18 protein-coding genes are annotated in these 23,635 nt (G+C 63.4%); 9 read left to right on the top strand and 9 right to left on the bottom strand.

Annotated features, from left to right (window positions below; all coding sequences use genetic code 11):
* Window positions 1–69 precede the first annotated feature (69 nt).
* From J2Y58_RS12585 to J2Y58_RS12570, 4 genes are all read left to right on the top strand, one after another.
* Window positions 70–2,346, top strand: a complete 2,277-nt coding sequence (locus tag J2Y58_RS12585; protein ID WP_310103623.1) for a DNA cytosine methyltransferase — start codon at window positions 70–72, stop codon at window positions 2,344–2,346.
* Between the two features lie 256 nt (window positions 2,347–2,602).
* A complete protein-coding gene (locus tag J2Y58_RS12580; RefSeq protein ID WP_198356767.1) occupies window positions 2,603–3,193 on the top strand; it encodes a hypothetical protein in 591 nt (196 codons plus the stop codon).
* A complete protein-coding gene (locus J2Y58_RS12575) occupies window positions 3,190–3,732 on the top strand; it encodes a hypothetical protein (RefSeq protein ID WP_310103621.1) in 543 nt (180 codons plus the stop codon). Before J2Y58_RS12580 ends, J2Y58_RS12575 begins: the two co-directional genes overlap by 4 nt.
* Before the next feature lie 32 nt (window positions 3,733–3,764).
* Complete coding sequence (locus tag J2Y58_RS12570; RefSeq protein WP_310103619.1) at window positions 3,765–4,142, top strand: hypothetical protein; 378 nt, start codon at window positions 3,765–3,767, stop codon at window positions 4,140–4,142.
* 444 nt (window positions 4,143–4,586) lie between these two features.
* On the opposite strand, the gene acs is transcribed toward J2Y58_RS12570, so the two are convergent.
* The 4 genes from acs to J2Y58_RS12550 form a co-directional block, all read right to left on the bottom strand.
* On the bottom strand, window positions 4,587–6,869 hold the full coding sequence (gene acs / locus J2Y58_RS12565) for an acetate--CoA ligase (RefSeq protein WP_253719243.1): 2,283 nt from the start codon (window positions 6,867–6,869) through the stop codon (window positions 4,587–4,589).
* Window positions 6,869–7,903: an alcohol dehydrogenase AdhP gene (adhP, locus tag J2Y58_RS12560; protein WP_066278433.1), complete on the bottom strand. Its 1,035-nt coding sequence runs from the start codon at window positions 7,901–7,903 to the stop codon at window positions 6,869–6,871. Before adhP ends, acs begins: the two co-directional genes overlap by 1 nt.
* Before the next feature lie 79 nt (window positions 7,904–7,982).
* On the bottom strand, window positions 7,983–9,503 hold the full coding sequence (gene adh, locus J2Y58_RS12555) for an aldehyde dehydrogenase (RefSeq protein WP_137710492.1): 1,521 nt from the start codon (window positions 9,501–9,503) through the stop codon (window positions 7,983–7,985).
* 140 nt (window positions 9,504–9,643) lie between these two features.
* Window positions 9,644–10,720: a GAF domain-containing protein gene (locus J2Y58_RS12550; RefSeq protein ID WP_310103612.1), complete on the bottom strand. Its 1,077-nt coding sequence runs from the start codon at window positions 10,718–10,720 to the stop codon at window positions 9,644–9,646.
* A 291-nt stretch (window positions 10,721–11,011) separates the two neighbouring features.
* Here J2Y58_RS12550 and J2Y58_RS12545 point away from each other — a divergent pair.
* Window positions 11,012–11,769 (top strand): IS5 family transposase gene (locus tag J2Y58_RS12545; RefSeq protein WP_310103610.1). Its coding sequence is split into 2 segments (ribosomal slippage): window positions 11,012–11,333 and window positions 11,333–11,769, totalling 759 coding nucleotides; the frame shifts between segments, so codons are not numbered across the junction.
* Window positions 11,770–11,904: 135 nt separating this feature from the next.
* Here the strand turns inward: J2Y58_RS12545 and J2Y58_RS12540 are convergent.
* Window positions 11,905–12,501 carry an alpha/beta fold hydrolase gene (locus tag J2Y58_RS12540; protein WP_310103608.1) on the bottom strand — a complete coding sequence of 199 codons (597 nt, stop codon included), beginning with the start codon at window positions 12,499–12,501 and terminating at the stop codon, window positions 11,905–11,907.
* 30 nt (window positions 12,502–12,531) lie between these two features.
* Window positions 12,532–12,927, bottom strand: coding sequence for a succinate dehydrogenase, cytochrome b556 subunit (sdhC, locus tag J2Y58_RS12535; RefSeq protein ID WP_310103604.1), 396 nt, complete (start codon window positions 12,925–12,927; stop codon window positions 12,532–12,534).
* Window positions 12,928–13,004: 77 nt separating this feature from the next.
* Between sdhC and J2Y58_RS12530 the strand changes: the two genes are divergently transcribed.
* Complete coding sequence (locus J2Y58_RS12530; RefSeq protein ID WP_310103602.1) at window positions 13,005–13,586, top strand: TetR/AcrR family transcriptional regulator; 582 nt, start codon at window positions 13,005–13,007, stop codon at window positions 13,584–13,586.
* A 196-nt stretch (window positions 13,587–13,782) separates the two neighbouring features.
* On the opposite strand, the gene J2Y58_RS12525 is transcribed toward J2Y58_RS12530, so the two are convergent.
* Window positions 13,783–15,213, bottom strand: a complete 1,431-nt coding sequence (locus J2Y58_RS12525) for an IS1182 family transposase (protein WP_310103600.1) — start codon at window positions 15,211–15,213, stop codon at window positions 13,783–13,785.
* Between the two features lie 163 nt (window positions 15,214–15,376).
* Window positions 15,377–17,893: a PAS domain S-box protein gene (locus J2Y58_RS12520; protein ID WP_310103596.1), complete on the bottom strand. Its 2,517-nt coding sequence runs from the start codon at window positions 17,891–17,893 to the stop codon at window positions 15,377–15,379.
* Window positions 17,894–18,193: 300 nt separating this feature from the next.
* Here J2Y58_RS12520 and J2Y58_RS12515 point away from each other — a divergent pair, with 300 nt between their 5' ends.
* The 3 genes from J2Y58_RS12515 to J2Y58_RS12505 all read left to right on the top strand — a co-directional run bounded on the left by J2Y58_RS12515 (window position 18,194) and on the right by J2Y58_RS12505 (window position 20,870).
* Window positions 18,194–20,071, top strand: coding sequence for an HWE histidine kinase domain-containing protein (locus tag J2Y58_RS12515; RefSeq protein WP_310103594.1), 1,878 nt, complete (start codon window positions 18,194–18,196; stop codon window positions 20,069–20,071).
* Window positions 20,071–20,448 carry a response regulator gene (locus J2Y58_RS12510; RefSeq protein ID WP_310103592.1) on the top strand — a complete coding sequence of 126 codons (378 nt, stop codon included), beginning with the start codon at window positions 20,071–20,073 and terminating at the stop codon, window positions 20,446–20,448. Before J2Y58_RS12515 ends, J2Y58_RS12510 begins: the two co-directional genes overlap by 1 nt.
* 71 nt (window positions 20,449–20,519) lie before the next feature.
* Window positions 20,520–20,870 carry a response regulator gene (locus J2Y58_RS12505; RefSeq protein ID WP_310103590.1) on the top strand — a complete coding sequence of 117 codons (351 nt, stop codon included), beginning with the start codon at window positions 20,520–20,522 and terminating at the stop codon, window positions 20,868–20,870.
* Here J2Y58_RS12505 and J2Y58_RS12500 read toward each other — a convergent pair.
* Window positions 20,867–23,329 carry an ATP-binding protein gene (locus tag J2Y58_RS12500; protein WP_310103588.1) on the bottom strand — a complete coding sequence of 821 codons (2,463 nt, stop codon included), beginning with the start codon at window positions 23,327–23,329 and terminating at the stop codon, window positions 20,867–20,869. The genes J2Y58_RS12505 and J2Y58_RS12500 overlap by 4 nt on opposite strands.
* Window positions 23,330–23,635: the final 306 nt, after the last annotated feature.

The raw sequence follows: 23,635 nt of genomic DNA, 5'->3' as shown, positions 1-23,635 counted from the left end.
GTCGCCCGCGGCGTCACGGAGGGAAGGGGGAGAGGGGCTGTTGGGTCATGTAGATCCGGGAGCCTCACAATGAACGCATTCAGGCACGCGACGGCCGAGGTGGTGATCCGCCACGGCCACATGGCGTGCGGCCTTGGCGCCGGCGCTGCCGGCATGAACGCCGCCAATCCCCGCGTGGGACCACTCCGAGGCCGGTTCGAGTGCGCGGGCGGCATCGATGTCGATGAAGGCGCGATCCGTAATTTCGAGCGCCTGACCGGCGTGAAGGGCACGGTCATGGACCTCTTCAGCGAGGCACAATACCGGGCCTTCCACGGTGAGGCGCCACCTCCAGGGTGGCGCGAAGCGACGCCGCGCGACGTGCGTGGCGTGTTCGGCCGCCTCGACATTCTGTTCGCAAGCTATCCCTGCAAAGGCTTCTCCGGGTTGCTGTCGGCGCGGGCGGCCGAGACCGCCAAGTACCAGGCGCTCAACGACCTCACGACGCGCGGCATGATGCTCAGCCTTGAGGCCTATCGTGACGATCCGGTCGCTATCGTTGCCTTCGAGAACGTGCCGCGGATCGCCTCGTCGCGTGGCGCGCGCTTCCTTGCGAAGATCGACGCTCTGTACCGCGCCTACGGGTATGTGGTGAGCGACGTCGAGGACAGCATCCACGACTGCGGCACGATCGGCGGGCTCGCACAGAGCCGCAAGCGGTTCCTTCGCCTCTTTCGGCATCCGTCCAAGGTGCCGAATTTCATCTATCAGCCCGCCAAGAAGCGGCTGCGCGGTGTCGGCGAGGTGATCGGCAAGCTGCCGCTGCCCGGCGACCCGGTCGCAGGCGTCATGCACCGCGTGCCCGCGCTCCAGTGGAAGACGTGGGTGCGCCTTGCCTTCGTGCCGGCGGGCCGGGACTGGCGCGCGCTGAACGATCTCGCCGTCGTGGACGGGCACCTCCGAGATTTCGCCATCGTACCCGAGCAGGCGTTGCGAGAGAACGCGCTTGGCGTCCTCGACTGGTCTGACCCTGCGCCGACGCTCACCTCGGCCCGCTCGCCGGCCCAAGGCCGCTTCTCGGTTGCCGACGTCCGCGTTCCTGCCGACTGGAACGCCGATGTCCTCGGTGTCCGCGACTGGGACGGCCACACCAGGACCGTCGCAGGTCGCACCGGTCCGACGAACGGGGCCTACAGCGTTGCGGATCCTCGCCCCGACTACGGCGAGAGCACGCATCGTCACGTCCTCGGCGTGCGTGACTGGGAGCAGAGCGCGGCGACGATCAGCGGAAGCCCCAAGCCGAGTGGCGGTGCCCATGCCGTCGCTGATCCGCGGGTGAATGGCCATCCCAAGAGCGTCCAGCTCGGCGTGCAGCCGTGGTCAGAGCCAGCACCGTGCATTAAGGCCGACGTATCGGTCGGAACCGGCCCCTATGCCGTCTCCGACCCTCGAACCGCCGCCCCGCGCTTAGGCAACGTGTTTCGGATCGTGCCACTTGGCGGCTCCGAAGCTGGCGAGCCCGTCGCCGACCCGCGGCCGACGCACGGCAGCGGCGCTCACCACAACAAGATGAAGGTGGTTGCGGCCGACCAAGCAGCCCCGACGATCACCGGCTCGGATCGCGTAGGGTCTGGTGCGCTTTCTGTCGCCGACCCGAGGCCGGGATATGCGTCGGGCACGCATCGCAACATCCTCGCGGTTACCGATTTTGGTGATACCGCCAAGGTCGTCACCGGGGCCATCCATCCCGCTGGCGGTGCGCTGTCGGTCGCAGATCCTCGCCCGGTCGGCCTCAGCTCCGGTGCCCGAGATCAGCACAGCTACAACAGCCAGGCGCACTATGGCGTGGTCCGCTGGGAAGACACGAGCGTCGCTGTCCCCGGTTACGCGAAATACGACCGCGGCAAGTGGTCGGTTGCGGATCCCCGCATCCCCGAGGCCGAGCCGCTGGCCACCTTGCCGGCACCGAACGATCGGGTGGTTGCCCGGATCATCGCCTCCGATGGGACATGGCACCGACCGTTTACGACCTTGGAGCTGGCCGCTCTTCAGTCGCTATTCGACCCCGAGGAGGTCTTCCGCTTCGACGGCGAACGCGATGCCTGGTCGATGCCCCAACCGTTCGAGCTCGAGGGAACATCGGACGCCCAGAAGCGGGAATGGATCGGCAATGCGGTCCCATCGGCTGCGGCGCAGGGCATGGCCGAGGAAATAGGTGAAGCGCTGCTACTCGCCCGGCTCGGCGAAACCTTCACGCTCTCGCACAAGGCGATCTGGGTTTCGCCGCTGCGCATGGCGCTCGCAGTCGACCACAGCCCCATACAGGCGATCACCGAAGGCCGTGGCCTTGAATGGGGAGAGGCATGATGGTCGATCGGTCCAACCTCTCGCGGCCGCGGTCCAGCCAAGCCCATGTGCGCAACCCGGTCCTCGCGCTGCCGAGCATTGCCCGGCTGCAGGCGATGACGCCGGCGACCCGAGCTGAGCTACGGCTCGTCCTCCTCAAGCTGCGACACGACGCGCAGACGCGAGCCGAGGAATGCTGGCCGCGTCACAAGGCCCCCATGGCTGCCTATTGGAAGGTGGTCTCAGTGTACGCAGGACACCTGTCGAGGGTCCTGCGATGAGGTACGATCCGCGCATAGCCACGACCTCCCCGGAGGAGTTCGCCGAGTTGATGGCGCTCGTTCGTCGTGCCGATGAAGCCCCGAGGCCGCAAACGGACGACGACGTATGGCGAGCCACCTATGCCGAAGAGCAACGCCAGCGGCGTGTTGTTGGGTATCAGCAGGATCTCTTCGGATCCAAGGCGACGACACACTTCCGTCGCAACCGGGCCGCGCCGGATTGGGATCGGCCGCCTGTCGAAGCGATCGAGCAGAAGCTGGAGCGGATCAAAGGCGACCCGTTTGCGACGTTCGGTCCGCCACGATCAGATCGGCCGTCTATCCTGTCGCCGGACGAACGCGCCGCGATCGTCCGCAAGGCCGGAAACTGGCTCGCAGTGCGCCAGCGCGTCCGACTGGTCGACGCACCGGGATCCGTTGATCCGGCATTCGGAATCCAACGCTTTCTTGGTCGGGCAGGCGTGGTGTGGCGCCTATGCGGAGCCCCATTCGCGGACCATTGCTATGTCTTCTTCGATCCCGTCGGAGCCGAGCGCACGGCCAAGATCGAGATGGCAGAGCTGCGGGACCTGGAGCCGGTCCGATGAGCTGGCGGGAGCCCGACCTCTTTTACGGCGACAAAAAGCCGCCGCGGTCCCTCGCCCCGATGAAAACCTATCGTGCAGAACCGCGTAGCGCGCCGAAGCCGTATGCATGGGAGAGCATGGGAGCGTGGGTCCGCCATATGCACCGGCTTTTCGCGCTCGAAGGCCCAAACAGCGATCATTATCGCCGAACCCGCGAGACGGCACGCGCCCTGACGGTCGACCGAATCCGTGAATGCCGTCACGATGACGATCTTCGGCGCTGCGAGGCGATGCTGGTCGAGGCCTCGGCGGGGTGGCTTTACGGTCTCGATCGCACCTTCAACCGAGCGGAACGCGGAGCGCTACTGGTCGAGGTGCGCAACCGCCGTCATCTGATCGCCATCGGGCGCGATGCGCCCAAGGCCAAGGGACCGAAACTCGATCCGCGATACCTTCCTGACGACGCACTCGATCGGCTGATCCAATCTCACGCAGACGTCGCGACGGTTGACCGCCTGCGCCACGAACGGGAGCGACGCGCGATTGAGAGGGGAGGGTGAAAGACGTAAGGACAGATTGAGGGAGAATTGCCATGCTTGGATCCGGGCCCTTCGGAGAGATGGTTGCCATCGAATGGCTTCAGATCGTCGCCGGGACACCGATGGTGGTGATGATGTTCGTCCTGCTCCTCGCGATGATGAAGCGGGCTACAGGGCAGATTGACGACCAGGCCGTCGCAAGCGTCGGTTACGGTATGGTAGCAGCTTCGGGCTTCGCCGCTGTCGTCTACCTGATCGGGCTCGCCTGCGTTTATACCGGCCTGATGTGGGAAGGACTGTCCCCTGACCGGCTACCTCAGAACTTTCTCGGCAGCGGCCTTTTCTTTCTGATCGGTCTTGTCACCTACAAGCTCCCGAAGCTGTTCGGTCCTTTCGACAGATGGCTTAATCGCGACCGGACGCGCCAGTAATCAGGCTGCTGTTAGCGCCTGTTAGACGCCTGCACGCCTGTATCGGCAGCGCGTTTTCTTTGTTCCTGCCGTTTAGAAAAGACATAATCTTCGCCAGATAGAAATGACACCATCTGGTAGCAGCGGGGGCAGCGTGGAGCCATCCAAACAGCGCAGCGCTGCCCCCGCTGAGGCGGTGGACTCTCGGCTTATGCCCCCGGACCCGCTGCGACAGCAGCGGGCTCGGTCACGCCGGTTTTCAGGCGCTCGACCTTTCCCGAAACTCCATGCCCGATGCCGCATTTCGGGAAAAGGCAATCGGGAACATATTTCGGGAAAACGCGCCACCTGAGCGGCCCAAAGCGCACTCGTCGGCGTGCCATCGTGCCGGCCGACCTTCCCAATCGGGAACGGTGCCGGAGACGATCCTAACTTCGGAAAGCTTTCCTGTCCCCGTCACGGACCCTAGGCGCTGATGCGGTTAGCCACGAGTTCGTCGACCACCGCAGGGTCGGCCAAGGTTGACATGTCTCCGACTTCGCCCGGTTTCCCTTCGGCAATCTTGCGCAGAATGCGGCGCATGATCTTGCCGCTGCGCGTCTTGGGTAGGCTGGGCGCAAACTGGATCGCATCGGGCGTGGCGATCGGACCGATCTCGCTGCGCACCCATTTGCACAGCGCGGCACGCAGGGCCTCGTCGCCCTCCTGATCCGCGTTGAGCGTCACGAAGGCGTAAATGCCTTGTCCCTTGATATCGTGCGGCATGCCCACCACCGCCGCTTCCGCCACACGCTCATGCGCCACCAGCGCGCTTTCGACTTCGGCGGTGCCCATGCGGTGGCCCGATACGTTGATCACATCATCCACCCGGCCGGTAATCCAGTAATCGCCATCGGCATCGCGACGTGCGCCGTCTCCGGTGAAATAGCTGCCCGGGTAGGTGCTGAAATAGGTCTGAAAGAAGCGCTCCTGATTGCCGTAAACCGTGCGCATCTGACCGGGCCAGCTACGGGTGAGGACGAGATTGCCCTCCACCGCGCCGGCCAGTGTGCGGCCTTCGGCATCGACCAGTTCCGGAAATACACCCGGCAGCGGCTTGGTCGCCGATCCTGGCTTCGCCTCCGCCGTGCCGTTCACGGGCGCGATCAGCGCCGCGCCAGTTTCGGTCTGCCACCATGTGTCGACGATGTCGCAACGCTCGCCGCCGATCACGCGGTGATACCAGTTCCAGGCCTCGGGATTGATCGGCTCGCCTACGGTGCCGAGCAGCCGCAGCCGGGACAGATCGTGTTGTTTCACCGGCTCCTCTCCTTCGCGCATCAGCGCGCGGATCGCGGTCGGCGCGGTGTAGAACACGGTGACGCCCAGACGCTGGCACGTTTCCCATAGGCGTCCGGCATCAGGATAGGTCGGCACGCCGTCAAACATTACCGTGCTGACGCCGTTCGCGAGCGGCCCGTAAACGACATAGCTGTGGCCCGTGATCCAACCGACATCGGCCGTGCACCAGAATAGATCGTCGTCGGCCAACCCGAATAGAAGATCCGTGGTGAGCGCGACCCACAGGAGATAACCGCCGGTGCTGTGCAGCACGCCCTTGGGCTTGCCGGTCGATCCGCTGGTGTAGAGAATGAACAGCGGATCTTCCGCATTCATTGGCTCGGGCGGACAATCGGCATCGACCCCTTTGCTCAAGTCGTGCCACCACCAATCGCGGCCCTCCTTGAGATCGACCTCGGTCGTCGTCCGCTGCACGACGATAACCGTTTCGACCCCGCTCGCCTTTGCACAGGCCGCGTCGACATTGGCCTTTAGGGGAACCGACCTGCCGCCGCGCCTGCCTTCATTGGCGGTGATAACGAGCTTGGCGCCGCAATCGGAAATACGATCAGACAGACTATCGGGTGAAAAGCCACCGAACACCACCGAATGTACCGCGCCGATTCGTGTGCAGGCAAGCATGGCGATCGCGGCTTCGGGTACCATCGGCATGTACAGGATTACCCGATCTCCCTTGGCGACTCCGCGGCCCTTCAACACATTGGCGAAACGACAGACTTCCGTATGCAGTTCGCGGTAAGTGAGGGTTCGCCCCTCGCCCGGCTCGTCCCCTTCGAAAACGATAGCGGCGTTGTCGCCACGGGCATCCAGATGGCGATCGAGGCAGTTGACCGAAACATTCAGTTCGCCGTCGGCAAACCAGCGAATGCCGAAGTCGGCTTTGTCGAAGCTGCTCTCGTCCGCTTTGGTCGGGAAGACGCTCCAGTTCAGGCGGCATGCCTCGGCCAGCCAAAAGGCGTCGGGATCGCGCTCCACCGATGCTTGCATCGCGTGAAGCCTGTCGGTTGCCGCCAACATGGTGATCTCGGCCTTCTCATAGACACGGCTTCGCACGAGAAAGCGTCGGCCCGTTCCGTTGTCGAGGCTGAACATCCCGCCCCGTCCCTCCACCACGTCGAGGATCAGCTGCGTGTGCTTCCATGCCGCGAATTGCTGCGCCCCGATATAGACTGGCGTGGTGCCTATGGTGCCGAGCAGCACGTCCGATCCGCCAAGGCAAAACTCGCTGCGGGGATAAACCATCGGGCTGGAACCGTCGCAGCAACCGCCCGACTGGTGGACCAGCACCGGGCCGTGACGGTCGACGATTTCGGCCAGCAGCGCCGCTCCCGCCTCGGTGGCAATCACACGGCGAACCAAAGCGGCCCGCCCCATTTTTCCCTCGTCCTGCTCGTCACCGTTCGCCATTATACGGTCAGGTCGAGGACGACCCGCCCTTCGATCTGGCCCTGCCGCATACGGTCGAACACCGAGTTGATGTCTTCGAGACCGGCAGTCGAGATCGTCGCCTTCACCTTGCCGTCGCCAGCGAATTCGAGCGATTCCTGCAGGTCCAGCCTGGTGCCGACGATGGAGCCGCGTATGGTAATACCGTTCAGTACCATGCCGAAGATGTTGAGCGGGAAATCACCCGGCGGCAGGCCGTTAAGCGCGACGGTGCCGCCGCGCCCGATCATGCCGACCGCCTGTTCAAAGGCCTTTTCGCTCACCGCGGTCACCAGCGCGCCGCGCGCGCCTCCGCTGGTCAATCGCCTTACCGTCGTGGCGGGATCATTGTCCGTCCGTGCGTTGACCGTCTCCACCGCACCGAGCCTGCGGGCGAGGTCGAGTTTGGCGTCGTCGACGTCGACGGCGACCACCTTCATCCCCATGGCCACCGCATATTGTACCGCCATATGGCCGAGCCCGCCGATGCCGGAGATGACGACCGCATCGCCGGGCCGGGTATCGGTCATCTTCAGGCCCTTGTAGACCGTCACGCCCGCGCACAACACCGGCGCGATTTCGTTGAAGCCGACATTGTCCGGCAGGTGGCCGACATAATTGGGGTCGGCCAGCACGTAGTCGGCGAACCCGCCATTGACCGAATAGCCGGTGTTCAACTGGCTTTCGCACAGCGTCTCCCATCCACCGAGGCAGTGCGTGCAGTGACCGCAAGCGGTGTAGAGCCAAGGCACGCCGACCCGGTCGCCTTCCTTCACGTGGGTCACGCCCTTGCCCACAGCGGAGACAAAGCCCACGCCTTCGTGGCCCGGGATAAAGGGCGGCTCGGGCTTTACCGGCCAGTCGCCTTCTGCGGCGTGGAGGTCGGTGTGACACACACCGGAGGCCTGAATGGCAACCTGGATCATGCCGGGCTGGACCTCGGGAACCGGAACTTCCTCGATCCGCAGTGGCTCGCCAAAGGCGCGCACGACGGCGGCTTTCATGGTCTTGCTCATGACATCTCTCCTGTAGTTTTATCGTTCGAAGGCCGGGCGGCGGGCGAAACTCCGCGTCGCCGTGCCCGGGCTGTTCGCCTCAAAAGAAGCCGAGCTTCTTCGGGCTGTAACTGACCAGCATGTTCTTGGTCTGCTGATAGTGGTCGAGCATCATGCGGTGGTTTTCGCGCCCGATGCCGGATTGCTTGTAGCCGCCGAACGCCGCGTGGGCGGGATAGGCATGGTAGCAATTGGTCCACACACGTCCCGCGCGGATCGCGCGGCCGAAGCGGTAGCAGGTGTTCGCATCCCGGCTCCACACGCCCGCGCCCAGGCCATAAAGCGTATCGTTGGCGATGTTCAGCGCCTCATCCTGGTCCTTGAAGGTGGTGACCGACAGGACCGGTCCGAAGATTTCCTCCTGAAAAATCCGCATCCGGTTATGGCCACGGAACACGGTGGGTTTTACATAGTAGCCGCCTGCAAGATCGCCTTCGAACCGGGCTGCCTCGCCGCCGGTCAGCAGTTCGGCGCCCTCCTGTTTGCCGATATCGATGTAGGATAGGATCTTCTGCTGCTGTTCGGATGATGCCTGCGCGCCGATCATTGTCTCCAGATCGAGCGGATTGCCTGCCTTGATCGCCTCAATGCGCTGGATCGCGCGTTCCATGAAGCGGTCGTAAATGTTCTCATGCACCAGTGCCCGGCTCGGACAGGTGCATACCTCGCCTTGGTTGAGCGCGAACATCACTAGGCCCTCGATCGCCTTGTCGAGATAATCGTCGTCCTCGCGACATACGTCCTCGAAAAAGATGTTCGGACTTTTCCCGCCGAGCTCCAGCGTCACCGGGATCAGGTTCTCGCTGGCATATTGCATGATGAGCCGACCCGTCGTCGTCTCGCCCGTGAAGGCAATCTTCGCGATGCGGTTGCTGCTGGCGAGCGGCTTGCCGGCTTCCAAGCCGAAGCCGTTGACCACGTTGACCACCCCGGCGGGCAGCAGGTCGCCGATGATTTCCATCAGGACCATGATCGACGCCGGCGTCTGTTCGGCCGGTTTCAATACCACGCAATTGCCTGCCGCCAGTGCCGGTGCGAGTTTCCACACCGCCATCAGGATCGGGAAGTTCCACGGAATAATCTGGCCGACCACGCCCAGTGGCTCATGGAAATGATAAGCGACCGTATCGTGATCGATCTCCGAGATACCGCCTTCCTGCGCGCGGATGCAGCCTGCGAAATAGCGGAAGTGATCGATCGCCAGCGGAATGTCCGCGGCCATTGTCTCGCGTAGCGGTTTTCCGTTGTCCCAGGTTTCCGCGATGGCGAGCTCGCGAAGATTTTCCTCCATCCGGTCCGCGATCCGATTGAGGATCAAGGCTCGCTCGCTAACGCTGGTGCGGCCCCAGGCCTCCTTCGCCGCATGCGCCGCATCCAGCGCGGCTTCGACATCGGCCGCCTGACTGCGTGCCACCTGACCAATGGATCTGCCGGTAATCGACGAGATGTTGTCGAAATAGCGCCCTTCCTTGGGCGCGGTCCACTTTCCGCCGATGAAGTTGTCGTAGCGTTCCGCGAACGGCACCGTCATCGAAGTGGCGGGGTTGGTCTGCATGTCCATCACGTCATCCTCTCGAAACCGCCGGATCCTTCCGGTCGCGAGGACGATAGTTCCGCGAGATGGCGGCGGTGCACAGGGACTGCCGGTTGATGGACTGGGTCGATTGTCTCGCTATCGAGACAATGGGGAGACCAGATATGTCAGCGACGCTGCAAACCTACCCTTTCCATTCGACGATAGAGAGTAGCTCGACCGATGCCGAGTTCCTTTGCCGCCTTGGTGGCGTTGCCGTCTGCCCGCGCCAGCGCGCGGCGCAAGAAAGCCCGTTCCGAGTCAAGGAACGAGGTGGCTTCTTCGCCACCGAGGATATTCGAAGCCGTGCGGCGGCCCCCGAGACACGCGTTGGTCAGTTTGAACCGATGCCTTGCAGCGAAGGTCGCGCCGATGACCAGATCGTCCCGATCAACGGCCAGCAAGGCTGCATCGCCGCCCGGCAGATTGGCATCGATGATCCGGTACGAGGCGAAATGCGCGCGAAAGATGCCGCTCTCGATCCGGCGAGCGGCATCCTGCACGATCTTCTGAACGAGCATTCCCATCGCGGCGCTGTGGTCGTAGCGGCAGTTCGAGATATCCAAGGCACCGACAAGCTGGCCGGTCGCATCGCGCACCGGCGCATCCATGCAGCTTATGCCCGTATTCCGGCTGGCGAAGTGTTCATCTCGATGGATCGTGACCGGTCGACCCTCGATCAGGCAGGTGCCGATCCCGTTCGTGCCTTCCCGGCTTTCGCTCCACACTCCGCCGGGCGTCAAGCCGATCCGATCGAAAAGCTCGCGGTCACCCGCGAGACTACGCGCTTCCAGAACGACACCGTCATTGTCCGACAGCATCACGGCGCAACCCGTGGCAGAGACGATCTGGAACAGCTGGTCGAGCAAGGGACGCGCGACCTCCAGCATCAACTCACAGCGTTGCCGCCGCTGAATCAGGTCACTTGCAGATACAAGATCTGGAACCCGGTCGGCTCCTGCGTCGAGACCGTGCTTTAGGGCCGAACGACACCAGCTGGCAGCAACAAGCGAATGCGCGGCACTGGCTGAGCAATGCAGGACCTCTTCGACAAGTGCTTCATGCCGATCCTTCATCGCGCCGGGATACACGAAATGTCGCCAGTTGGCGAACCAATGCCGTAGTGTTCTGCATCCCGCCAGCAGCCTTTGGTGTGAAGAAAGGTATCCTTGCGTCGATAAATTGACATCACGCTGACCGGTCACCCCGCCTGCATCGTTCCATCCGGCAATTGCTTGCAGCCGCCCATCCGTCCGTCCGTCAGGCAGGACAGGTCGCTCATTTTGCGCTTACTACGGAGCCTGAACCAGATCCAGACGTTTCCATTATTGAACTCCAACCTTGAGCTGAGAAGATTTCCGATTTCCGAACGGAAACGGACTGTTCTGACTGTCTTTCATACCCTTCCGATCGGGAATGGTATGAGAGCCTAGTTAGGGGCAGGACCCATTCATGTGAGCGTCGCGATCTGATTCAGGCTCCGCGAGGAGACCGGAATGAGTGACCTGTTTTGGCTGACGGATGAGCAGATTGAGCGGCTGCGGCCGTTCTTTCCCAAGAGCCACGGCCGGCTGCGGGTGGACGACCGACGGGTTCTGAGCGGCATCGTCTTCGTCAACCGCAATGGGCTGCGCTGGCGAGATGCGCCCGGCGCCTATGGGCCACACAAGACGCTCTACGACCGGTGGAAGCGCCGGGGTGAGGCAGGCGTGTTCACGCGGATGATGGAAGGGCTGGCGGCGGCAGGCGCCGAGCCGAAGACGGTTATGATCGACGCCACCTACCTGAAGGCGCACCGCCCGGCATCGAGCCTGCGGGTAAAAAGGGGGGCCTTGGCCGCCTGATAGGCCGCACCAAGGGCGGCATGAACACCAAGCTCCATGCCGTAGCCGATGCGAACGGACGCCCCTTGAGCTTCTTTATGACCGCCGGGCAGGTCAGCGACTACACCGGTGCGGCCGCGTTGCTGGACGACCTGCCGAAGGCTCAGTGGCTGCTAGGTGACCGCGGCTACGACGCCGACTGGTTCAGGGATGCGCTCCAGGCCAAGGGCATCCAACCCTGCATCCCAGGGCGGCGGTCCCGCAACGAGCCGGTCAGGTACGACAAGCGCCGCTATCGGCGACGTAACCGCATCGAGATCATGTTCGGCCGCCTCAAGGACTGGCGCCGCGTCGCAACCCGCTACGACCGCTGCCCGACCGTCTTCTTCTCCGCCATCGCCCTCGCTGCCACCGTCATCTTCTGGCTGTAATCAACGAGTCCTGACCTTAAAGCATGATCGCGCGCTTGGTGGGTGCCACTGCGGTAAGCATGTAACTGTCCCAAAACACCATCCCAAACGAGACGGCTTCGGCCGTCTCGAAGGCCGTTCATTTACGGGAACACCTCAGCCCAGAGGAACCGGATGTGCTGCAACAATCGCATCGCGGAGATGCAGAAAAGCTGTGAACCCCGTTTCGCCATTCAAATGACCACCACTTGGAACCACTTTGAGCGGCACCATTAGTCGGTCTGCGACTTCCTTCGAACGGGGCAACGGCACATATGGGTCATCGTCACCAGCCCAGCAGTGAGTCACACATCCCTTCCGTTCGTTGATACCGTCCCAGTCAAATGGTTCGGCGAAGAACGATGCGTTGATCACGTCATAGTCGGGCAAACCCAGTGCGCCGATGAATCCGGCGGCCAGGAACAGGCCGGCAAACGGTTCAGTTGCTCGCTCGACAAGCCGTAGTGCCATCGTCGCACCCAGGCTATGACCCACAAGAACGGTTGGAGCAGGCTTCAATGGGCCAACAGCACCATCATAGACGGTCAACCATGCTTCTAACGACTGACCCTTTGGGGTCGGGAATCTAGGTCGCAACACGTCGATCCCTTCTCGCTCCAGTTCGACATGAAGCCAGGGAAACCAGTTTGTATCTGGACCGCCGTGCGCACCGTGCAGCACGACCACACGCAATGTCGTTTCCGACTGCCTCACCGCTCAACCTCTTTCGACGAATGCAGATAATTAGCGGAGCAGGAGCCAGCCCCAGTAGCCGATGGTCAAGATGATCGACCCGGTAAAGACGATCAACGACGATCGGCGTGCGATCTTGAGCTCATAACCGGCACCCACATCCATAAAGAAGTGGCGCACGCCAGAGAGCATGTGTTGAAACACCGCCCACGTCAGTCCGATCAATAGCAGCTGGCCAAACCAGCCTGACCAGAAGGAAAGGAACACTGCGTATGCTTCCGGACCGGACGCTACTGCGCCGAGAAACCAGACCAGCGCAGGCACGCCGATCAGCGCTAGGCCGACCCCGGTGATGCGGTGGATGATCGAGACGATCGCCCACGGCCCCCAACGCCAGATCGTCAGATGAGGAGAAAGGGGGCGCCGATGGGAAGCACGCTCGGGCAAAACTAAACCTCGTCTCAGATACACTATGCATCCGGATACACTATGCATCCGACGTATGGCAATGCTATGCTGTGCCGATGAACCGGCCGACCCGTGTTGAATCCGCAGCCGCCACGCGGTCAGCTCTGCTAGCCGCAGCAACTGCCCTCTTCATGAAGGATGGTTTTGCGCGAACGACGATCAATGCGATCGTCCGTGAGGCCGGCTTCACGCGCGGGGCCTTCTACGCCCATTTCACGTCGAAGGACGAAGTGCTGGTTAGCATTGTCGCAGGGCTGGCGGACGAAGCGACACCGCGCCTGTTGAAGCTGATCGCGGCATGTACAACCGGCGATCAGGTTATTGACGCGATATCAAGGTGGGTAGCAGAACGAAGTCAGTCGCAGGATGTAGCGTTGCTGATCCTTGAGGCTGCTCGCGTTGGAGAGCTTGCCAATAACGGTTTGCCTGCGCTCTTTACCGCTCGCTGGACCATCGTAGGTGAAGCAATCGCAAAATTTTTTCCTGACCGCGATCTAAACCTACGGCCAGATGAAATCGTCGCGATCGTCGTTGGCCTTACTTACGGGCCAGTAGGAAGCGGTCTCACTGGGCATGATGCAGGGCGGCTTGTCTCAGTCGCATTAAGGGCTGTTTTGGGAACGGTGCATACCTCTTAATTCTGACCCGACTTCAGCTTTTCTCGAAACACCATCGAGACTGTCCGAAAACTTTTTGGGGCGGGACCGGCGTGAGCCCTTCGCGATAAAGTATCGCGAAATCAGGTATTTTCATCGTCCGGGCGCTGGTGAGCACTGCGATAAGCGTTTTACGGCACCATATCGGGCGTGAAGACGACACGTTCGGAAGCCCGGATCAGGCCTGCACCGCCCGGATCAACCCCGGCACCCCGATGAGGGTGATGGCTCGTCTCAGATTGTAGGCGAGTGCCGTCAGGCTGAACTCGGCGCGGACCTTGTCCAGTCCGCGCATCAGGAAAGCGCCCTGGTTCATCCACTGCTTGATCGAGCCGAAGGGGTGTTCGACCGTGGACTTGCGGATGGTGAGGATGCCCGGTCGTTTCGCGAGGCGTACCGCCATGCGTTCGATGACCGGCTCGTGCTCGCCGCGATTGATGCGCCGCCAGCGACCCGTAGTGCAGCGCGCCTTGATCTGGCAGGCGGCGCAGGCGGCGGGGCTGGAATACTGGACCGACCGATGCCCGCGCGTCACCGAGGCGTAGCGGGTGTCCAGCACCTGCCCGCCGGGGCAGTGATAGACGTCGGCCTCGGGATCGTAGCGGAACCGTTCCTTGGGGAAGAGGCCGTTGCCGACGGCGGTGCCCCGGTGCGGGCGGGGAATGTACGGCGTGATGCCGGCCGCCTCGCACGCGACGATATCGTCGCCCGAATGATACCCCATGTCGGCGACCGCATCGATGCGATCGACGCCAAGCGCTTTCTTCGCCGCGCCGGCGGTGGGCGCCAGCAGCCCCATGTCGTTGCAGGCATTGGTGACGTGCTGCTCGACGATCAGGCTGTGCTTCGCGTCGACCGCCACCTGCGCGTTGTAGCCGAGCGTGACCTTCGAATGCGCGACCATCAGGCGGGCGTCCGGATCGGTGAGCGAGATCTGCCCTTCGCCGCTTTCCTCCAACTGGCCCAGCAGCGCCGCACTCGCCTGGCGCTGCTCACGCAGCCGCGCGATCTTGGTCGCCAGCGCCTCGCCGCGACCGGTGCCGGCACCATCCTCGCCGCGGTCGATCTGATCCAGCTCGGCCAGATACCGCTCCAGTCGCGCATCGGCCGCGGCGAGGTACGTCGTCAACCGTTCGCGGCTGAAATTACGCGACCGGCTGTTCACCGCCTTCAGCCGCGTCCCGTCCACCGCCAGCAACTCGCGCCCGAACAGGTCGAGCCTGCGGCACAGCACCACGAACTCGCGGAACACCGCCTTGAACGCGCCCCGGTTGTCGCGCCGGAAGTCGGCGATGGTCCGGAAATCCGGCCGCACCCCGCGCAGCAGCCAGATCAGTTCGAGATTGCGGGCCGCCTCCGCCGCCAGGCGCCGGCTCGACCGCACCCGATTGAGGTAGCCGTACAGGTACAGCTTGAGCATATCGGCCGGATCGTAACCGGGCCGCCCCGTCGCCTTCGGTCGCGACCGCATGAAACCGGCCCCACCCAGATCGAGGTCGTCGACGAAGGCGTCGATGAACCGCACCGGATTGTCCGCCGCCACATAGTCCTCGACCAATGCAGGCAGCAGCAGCGCCTGATCCCGAGCATGACCCTCGATATACGCCATGCCCGAAGATTACACCGCTCCGGATAGGCAGGGAATCCAGAACCACGTTTTCGGACAGTCTCCATCCCAATTGGGAAAGGGGCGCAGGCTAAATAGTTTGTCATCCAGCCCTCCAACTCGCCGGCAACTTCCGCCGCCAGTGAAACAAAGTGACACACAGGCCTTACTGTTGCGCTGAAGCATTTCCATCGCGGCCACTCAGCAGTTCGCGGACACGTGTGGCCAGAGCGTCCATCGCAAACGGCTTGGTCAGGACATGCTGCCCTGAGCCGAGATGACCGTGGCTCAGGGCAGCGTTCTCCGCGTAGCCGGTGATGAACAGCGTTGCGAGGTCGGGCCGCCGCGCGCGCGCCGCGTCAGCGAGCTGGCGGCCGTTCATGCCGCCGGGCAGACCGACGTCGGTGACGAGGAGATCGACCCGCGCGTCGGATTGGAGGATGCGCTGCGCCGCGGCACCGTCGGCGGCCTCCAGCGTCGCGTAGCCGAGGTCTTGCAACACCTCCGTGACCAGCATCCGGATCGTCGCCTCGTCGTCGACGACCAGTACCGTCTCGCCTTGCTCGGCACCATCGGGCACGGCATCGGCACCGGGCGCATCCTCGTCGGCGGCCCGGTCGGCGCGGGGGAGATAGAGGCACACCATCGTGCCTTCCCCCTTCTCTGAATAGATGCGCACCTGCCCCGCCGACTGGCGCACGAATCCGTAAATCATCGACAGGCCGAGACCCGTGCCCTGACCGATCGGCTTGGTCGTGAAGAAGGGGTCGAACGCCTTGGCGATCACGTCCGCAGGCATGCCGGTCCCGTTGTCGCTGACACACAGCGATACGTACTGGCCTGGGTTTAGGTCGCGCTCGCGCGCGCCGCGCTCGTCGAGCCAGCGGTTGCCGGTCTCGACCACGATGCGCCCGCCATCGGGCATCGCGTCGCGCGCATTAATGCACAGGTTGAGAAGGGCATTCTCGAGCTGCCCCTGGTCGACCAGCGTGGGCCACAGCCCGCCCGCTCTCACTACCTCTACCTCGACGCTCGGCCCCACCGTGCGGCGGACGAGATCCTCCATGCCCGCGACCAGCCGATTGACGTCGGTGGGCTTGGGCTCGAGCGTCTGGCGGCGCGAGAAGGCGAGCAGGCGATGGGTCAGCGCTGCCGCGCGCCGCGCCGCGCCCTGCGCCGCGACAAGATAGCGTTCGACGTCGGTTAGCCGCCCCTGCTCCAGCCGTACCCCGATCAGCTCCAGGCTGCCGCTGATGCCGGCGAGCATATTGTTGAAGTCGTGCGCCAACCCGCCGGTCAGCTGGCCGACCGCCTCCATCTTCTGGCTCTGGCGCAGCGCGTCCTCGGCGGCGCGCTGCTCGGTCAGGTCGCGACCGACGATGTGGAACAGGTCGGTGCCGACGTCGGGTACCGCAGTCCACTGGATGACCCGCTCGCTCCCGTCCTTCGCGAGCACGCGGTCGACGAAGTCGTGCACCGTCTCGCCCGCCGCCAGTCGCCGCACGATGTCGACCGTCGCGGCATGATCCTCCGGGTTGATGATCGCCGCGAACGGCCGTGCCAGCACCTCCGCCTCGCTCCAGCCGAGCAGCGCAGTCCAGGCTGGATTGACGGTCTTCATGAAGCCGTCGAGCCCGGCGGTGCCCATCAGGTCGGTGGTGGTGGTCCACAGCCGGTCGCGCTCGACGGTGCGGGCGTCTACCGTCTCCGCCAGCGTCTCGTTAAGCGCCTTCAACCGCTCTTCGGCGCGCTTCTCGCGATCGATGTCGAGGACGGTGACGACGCCGCCGGTGACGGCGCCTTCGGGATCGCGGATCGGCGCGCCGATCAGCCGTACCCAGGCGTGGGTGTCGTCGCCGCGCTGGTAGAGCACCTCCAGCTCGGGCCGCTCCTCGCCCGCCATCACGCGGGCCATCGGATATTCGTCGGGCTGAACGAGACGGCCGTCCGCGTGGCGCGAGATGAAGACGCGGTAGGCCGACACGTCGTCGGCGGCGTAGACCGGATGACGGAAGATCTCGTCGGTGCGCTGGTTGCTCGACAAGAGGCGCCCACTCGGCGCCTCGGCGGCGACGATGCCGACCGGCGCGGCCGCGAGCACCGCCTGGAGCTGTGCTTCGCTCGCCGCCAGCGCGACGCGCGCTGCGGTCTCGGCCGAGCGCGCGTCGGCGACCTCGCGCGCGGCGTTGCGCTGTTCCCCCGCCTTCCGGCGGAGCTCGATCTGGGTAGTCACCTGCCGTGCCAGCACGCGCAGCGTCAGCTTCTCGCTCTCGGTGAGCCCCGCAGGGCGCGGGGCGCGGTCGAGCACGCACACCGTCCCGAGCGCCATCCCCTCCGCATCCCTGACAAGCGCGCCGGCGTAGAAACGCAGGCCGTTCTCGACATGCACGAGCGGGTTGCCCTCAAACCGCGCGTCGTCGATGAGGTCGGGCACCACCAGCATTTCCTTTTCGAGGATCGCGTGGCGGCAGATCGACACGTCGAGCGGCAGCTCGTCGGCGCCGATGCCGACCTCCGCCTTGAACCATTGTCGGTTCTCGGCGACGAAGTTGACGACCGCGATGGGGGTGTGAAGCGTGGCGGCGGCGAGTTGTGCGATCTCGTCGAACGCAGCCTCGCGCGGCGTGTCGAGGATGCCGGCGGCGTGGAGCGCGGCGATGCGCGCTGCTTCTGAAATGGGCATTCGATACTCGTCAACATATCCAACCACAGTTTAAACGCCTAGGAGCAGCAGGTGTCCGGTCAAATCAACCAGGCGCGCTGGCAGAGCCTGATATTCTCAAAATACTACCCCGAAGGGGACCGTTCCAGCCGTCCTTCTGGCTGTTTGGCGTGCGGGAAACATGCATGGCGACTTGCATAAGCCGCCATGGCCGCCACAAAGATTGCAAGCAGGTCAGGGCCGTTCGCTTGAGCTAGGCCGAACGGGAAGCGCTTGAATATGTGGGCTAAGTCGCCAGCGATAAATAGCCAGCAAACGGAGGTGGAAGGCCCCTACGCTTCCGGTGGCAGTGCAGGCAGGACCATCGCACTCTTGGGGGCAGCCCTAAGCATCACGATCGGCGCAGTAGCGATCGCGGGGTGGGCATTTGGCCTTCCCGTTCTGACCCGCTTTTATGCAGCGCGCAGCGCTATGCAGCCGATAACGGCGCTGTGCGCGATCCTGGCGGGCGCTGGCATTCTGCGAACAAGCAAAACCCGATCAGATCGTTTCTCGTCGAACATCTGTGCCACGGTGATCGTGATCGCCGCAGTGCAGACGCTGGTCGAATACGGGCTCGGCCTAGATCTCGGAACCGATAGCCTGCTCTTCCCGGCCAGCGTCGGAAATCAAGCCATCCCGTATCCCTATCCAGGCCGCATGGCTGCGCCAACTGCTGCGGCGTATCTGCTGATCGGCGCGGGGCTGCTTCTAGCGAAGGTCAGGGGCCACGTTACTGGCCTGCTTCTGTCCGCATGTGCAACGGCAGTCCTGCTCCTCGTGATAGTCGCGCTGCTCGGTTATTTTTACATGGTCGCGCCGCTGACCGGCGTGCTCGGGTTCACCCAGGTGTCCATTCCAACCGCATTGGCGCTTGGGGGCGCGTCCCTTGGCGTTCTCGCGCTTCGCCCCGATGGTGGATGGGTCCGGCTGCTCATCGGCTCCTCTGTCGGCGCGACCGCGGCACGCTGGCTGCTGCCTGTCGTCGTGATCGTGCCGATCGCCGTCGCGTCATTAGCCCTGCGCGGCTCGGAGATCGGGCTTTACCCTTCCGACTTCCGGCTCGCCTTCACTACTGCCGTGACGATCGTGCTCCTCGCCGGCCTCGCGCTCTGGGGGGCCTGGCAGCTCGACCGGCTCGTTGCGGTGCGCCGGACGGCCGAGGCATTGCAGGAGAGTGAGGCGACGCTTCGGGCTTTCTTCGAAACAGACGGGTTGTTTGCTGCGATAATGGAGCAGCAAGGCGAGCACGTCCGCTACCTCAAAGCCAACCCGGCATTTACCCGGCTCTATGGCCGAGCCGATCTCGTTGGTGTGAGCATCGATGAAGTGCAGTCGGCGGACGAGGCGACGGCCATGATCGAACGACTGGCGCACGTTCGCTCCAGCGGGAAGCCCCTGAGCTTTGAACGTGCGCTCGACGGTGAAAGCGGAACACGTTGGTTCTCGGTGACGATCAGCCCGATTGCCGGTCATGCGGGTGAACCGCCACGCTTTGCGACCGCTTCGTTTGAGATCACCGAACGCAAGCGCGCCGAGGTGCAGCAGGAGCTGCTCAGGCATGAACTCGGCCACCGTCTGAAAAACGTGCTGACGGTGGTGCAATCGGTCGCCTCGCAAACGATGCGGCAGGCAAACGACCTGCCAAGCGCCAACCGCGCACTTGCCGCCCGACTTGCGGCACTCGGAGAAGCAACCGATGTCCTGACCGCCCAGTCATGGGAGGCGGCGGACCTGCGCACGCTGATCGGCAAGGCGCTGGCGGCGCATGGCGGCGTCGGTGAGCGCGTGCGGGCGAACGGGCCGGCCATGACGCTGCAGCCGCAGGTCACTCTGGCGCTGGCGCTGGCGCTGCATGAACTCGCCACCAATGCCGCGAAATATGGCGCGTTATCGTCTCCTTCCGGGCATGTGGATGTGGAATGGACCGTCACCGCGGGAACCGATGAAGCTGGCCCGCGCTTCCACCTCCGCTGGCAGGAAGCCGGCGGACCAGAGGTTCGGATACCGTCCCGCCGCGGTTTCGGATCAACCATGATCGAGCGCTCCCTCGCCGCATATTTCAGGGGTGAGGCATCGATCGCTTATCCGCCTGAGGGCGTCATATTCACCCTGGACTGTCCGCTGGCGGAGGCGGGCAGTGTGAGCGAGTTGGCGTAGTGGGACAGAGTAAACCGATCGGGTCCGACACCATCCTCATCGTCGAGGACGAGGCGATCGTTCGCTTCGAGTTGATCGATATGTTCGAGGAAGAAGGCTACCGCGTCTTTGCCGCCGCTGATGCAGATGAGGCCATTGCGATCCTGGACCGGCATGGCGAGGTTCGCATCGTGCTGACTGACATCGAAATGCCGGGGACGATGGATGGGCTGAAGCTCGCGCATTATATCCGGAAGCGCTTTCCGCCGACCCTTTTGCTGGTCGCGTCCGGCCGCAGGAGCGTGCCGGCGGATCAGATGCCGGAGCATAGCGCCTATTTCGCCAAGCCATTCGATCCGGCCGCGTTGCTGCGCAAGATTGATGAGATGACCCGCTAACCTCGGCAGCCTTTGATCTATGATGGGACACGATCGCTCTTCGGAGCGTTGGCTGCACGTGGAGTATTGGTATGTGTCATGTGCTTGTAATTGAGGATGAATGGCTTCTCGCTGAGTACATATCGGACATCGTCGAACGAGCTGGTGCCACATCAATCGATACGGCCACCACGGAAGCAGAAGCAATCAAGGCTGCCATTGCTCATAAGCCGGACGTCATCATGTCGGACGTTGTCCTGGCAGCCGGCCACGGGCCACACGCCGTTCAGACGATTTTTGCGAAATGTGGCGAAGTGCCGGTCATCTTCATCACCGGCACCCCGGCTGATTGTCATCCATGCAACCCGCCGGGGGTCGTATTCGGCAAACCGATCAACGAGCGGCGGGTCATGGAAGCATTCCGCGAGGCGATAGCGGCCTAGCCGTCCAACGCTTCGCGAATTTTGGCTGCCAGCTGATCGATGCCGAATGGCTTTGCCAGGAAGTTCGTACCCGGATCGATCACGCCGTTGTGGACGATCGCATTGCGCGTGTACCCTGTCGTATAAACAACCTTCAGGCTCGGCAGCCTCTTGATCGCCTCGTCCGCTAGTTGCCGCCCCGTCATCTCGGGCATGACGACATCGGTGAACAGCAGTGTCACATCCTGACCGGCGTCGATCATTGCCAAAGCGGCAGGACCGCTGTCCGCATGAAGGACGGTATAGCCCAGCTCGCGGAGCGCTTCCGTCGAGAAGTTGCGGACCCGCTCCTCGTCCTCCACGACCATGACGATCTCGCCCGGCATGCCGCCACGCGCGATCGCGGGTGTGCGCCGTACCATCGAATGGGTTTCCTCACCGAAGGTACGCGGCAGATAGACCTTGATCGTCGTTCCGTGACCGACTTCCGAATAGATCTTCACATGCCCGCCCGATTGCCGGACGAAGCCGAACACCTGACTGAGACCCAGCCCTGTGCCCTTGCCGACACCCTTGGTTGTGAAGAAGGGATCGAAGGCCTTTGCCAGCACGTCCGCTGACATGCCCGTACCGGTGTCGCTGACCGCAATCATGACATAGTGCCCGGCCGGCATCTCGGCATCCAGCGCATAGTCGGCATCAACGTTGGCATTGCCGGTTTCGATCGTCAGGCGCCCGCCAGCGGGCATCGCGTCGCGAGCGTTGACCGCGAGGTTGACGATAACATTCTCAAGCTGAACCGGATCAGCGAGCGTCTTCCACAGGCCCGGGGTCAGCACCGTTTCGAGCCGCACGCGCTCGCCCAGCGTGCGGGCGAGCAACTCTGCCAGACCGTTGACCAGGCGATTGGCATCGATGCTTTCGGGCGCCAGCGGTTGCTGCCGCGAAAAAGCGAGCAGCCGCTGGGTCAATGCCGCAGCACGTGTCGCTCCCTCCATGGCACCGTCCATGAAGCGTTTGATGTCGGTTTCACCGCGATCGAGCCGGCGCTGCGCGAGGTTGAGGCCGCCGATGACGACGGCAAGCATGTTGTTGAAGTCGTGCGCGATGCCGCCGGTGAGTTGGCCAACCGCCTCCATCTTCTGAAGCTGGCGCAATTGCGTCTCGGCAGCGGAGCGCGCTGTCGCCTCGCTCTTGATCTCGGTACTGGCCTCGGCAAGTGCCGCGCTTTGTCGATCCACCAGTTGAGCGAGCCGAAGCACCGCTTCGGCACGTTCGACGGCAAGCCATGTCACGTCCGCCACCTCCCTGGCCAATGCGATTTCAGCAGGCGTCCAATGACGTACTTCGGCGTGGTGCAGGTAGATGCCCGCGTGCCAGACGCCTTCGCGCATCAACGGTACGCACACACCCGAGAGCACCCCGCGGTCCGCGAACGGTAAAAAGTCACCCTCATCGTCATGTCGGCTGTCGCTGAACACGAGCGTCTTGCCACGTCGCCGCGACTGCTCTGCACGTTCGCCGAAGCGACTGACGGGATCGACCCCCGTCAACGGAGCCAATGTTCCGTCTGTCCAGCTTGAGCCATGACGGAGCTGCTTGGCGCCCATCAACCGGTAATAGCCCACTCGGTTGATGCCGAGGCGGCGTCCCAGCATTTCGGCAGACAGACGGATGATCGCTTCAGGGTCGGTCAACTTGCGCTGGCCTACCGTCAGCTCGATCACGAATTCACGTTCTGCTTTGGCCGCGATCAGTGCAAGGTCAGCCACCATGCGCTCGCTGATGTCGAAGCTGACGCCCGGGAAGCGGATGCATTTGCCATCGTCGTCGAAAATGCAGCGCCCTTGTGCCGAGACCCAACGGATCGCGCCATCCTTGTCCAGTAGCCGGTATTCGGACGAAAAGCTCCCCTCTCCCGCCATCACCTTTTCGATCTCCGCCTGCACGCGGGGAAGGTCGTCGGGATGGATGCCGCCGAAAAAATCCGCGATCGGGGCACCCTTCGCGGCGTAGTCGGGATCGACGCCGTAGAGGGTCGCGAACCGTGTATCTGCGGTCAGCCGATCGTTGCAGACATCCCAATCCCACGCGCCGATACTGTTGCCTGCAGATAATGCGAGTTGCAGCCGTTCGTCAGCGGCATCGCGGTCCCGCTCAGCGACGACCCGTGCTGTCGTTTCACCGGTGACGCAGAACAGCCCGGCAATGCTGCCATCATCGTAGAAGGCGGGCGAATAGGTAAAGGTCCACCAGCTTTCCTCAGGCACACCGCCGCGGCTGAGATCGAGCGGCATATCCGTCATCGTCTTCGTTTCACCAGCCAGCGTCGCATCCACGAGCGGCTCGATCTCCGTCCATATACTGGCCCACACTTCGCGGAAGGGACGGCCGAGGGCGCCATCGAGCCGCCAGCCAAGGATCGGCCGGTAGGCATCGTTGTAGAAGCATAGCAGATCTGGCCCCCACGCGAGGAACATGGGCGTTGGACAGGCCAGCAATAACGCTAGTGTCGAGCGAAGCGCGGGTGGCCAATCTCCTATCGGACCGAGTGACGTGTCGGACCAATCACGGCCGATGATTTCGGCTCCGGTGACGCTGGTGTTGCTTAGTGACATGTGCCTGATAATTCTGACGTATGTGGGGTTCGCTCTCTTCCTAGACACCTTGAAGAAAGTTTACAGCCCGTGCGCTTCATATCGCGCCTGCGCCGTGCCGTCGCAATCCGACAGCCCGATACGTGGCTTTCGCGGGGAGGTGTCCCGTTTCATGCCGCTACAGGTTTC

This window comes from Sphingomonas sp. BE138 (genome assembly GCF_031456125.1).
In the GTDB taxonomy this organism is placed as follows: domain Bacteria; phylum Pseudomonadota; class Alphaproteobacteria; order Sphingomonadales; family Sphingomonadaceae; genus Sphingomonas.
This window is presented reverse-complemented; position numbering and strand designations above follow the sequence as displayed.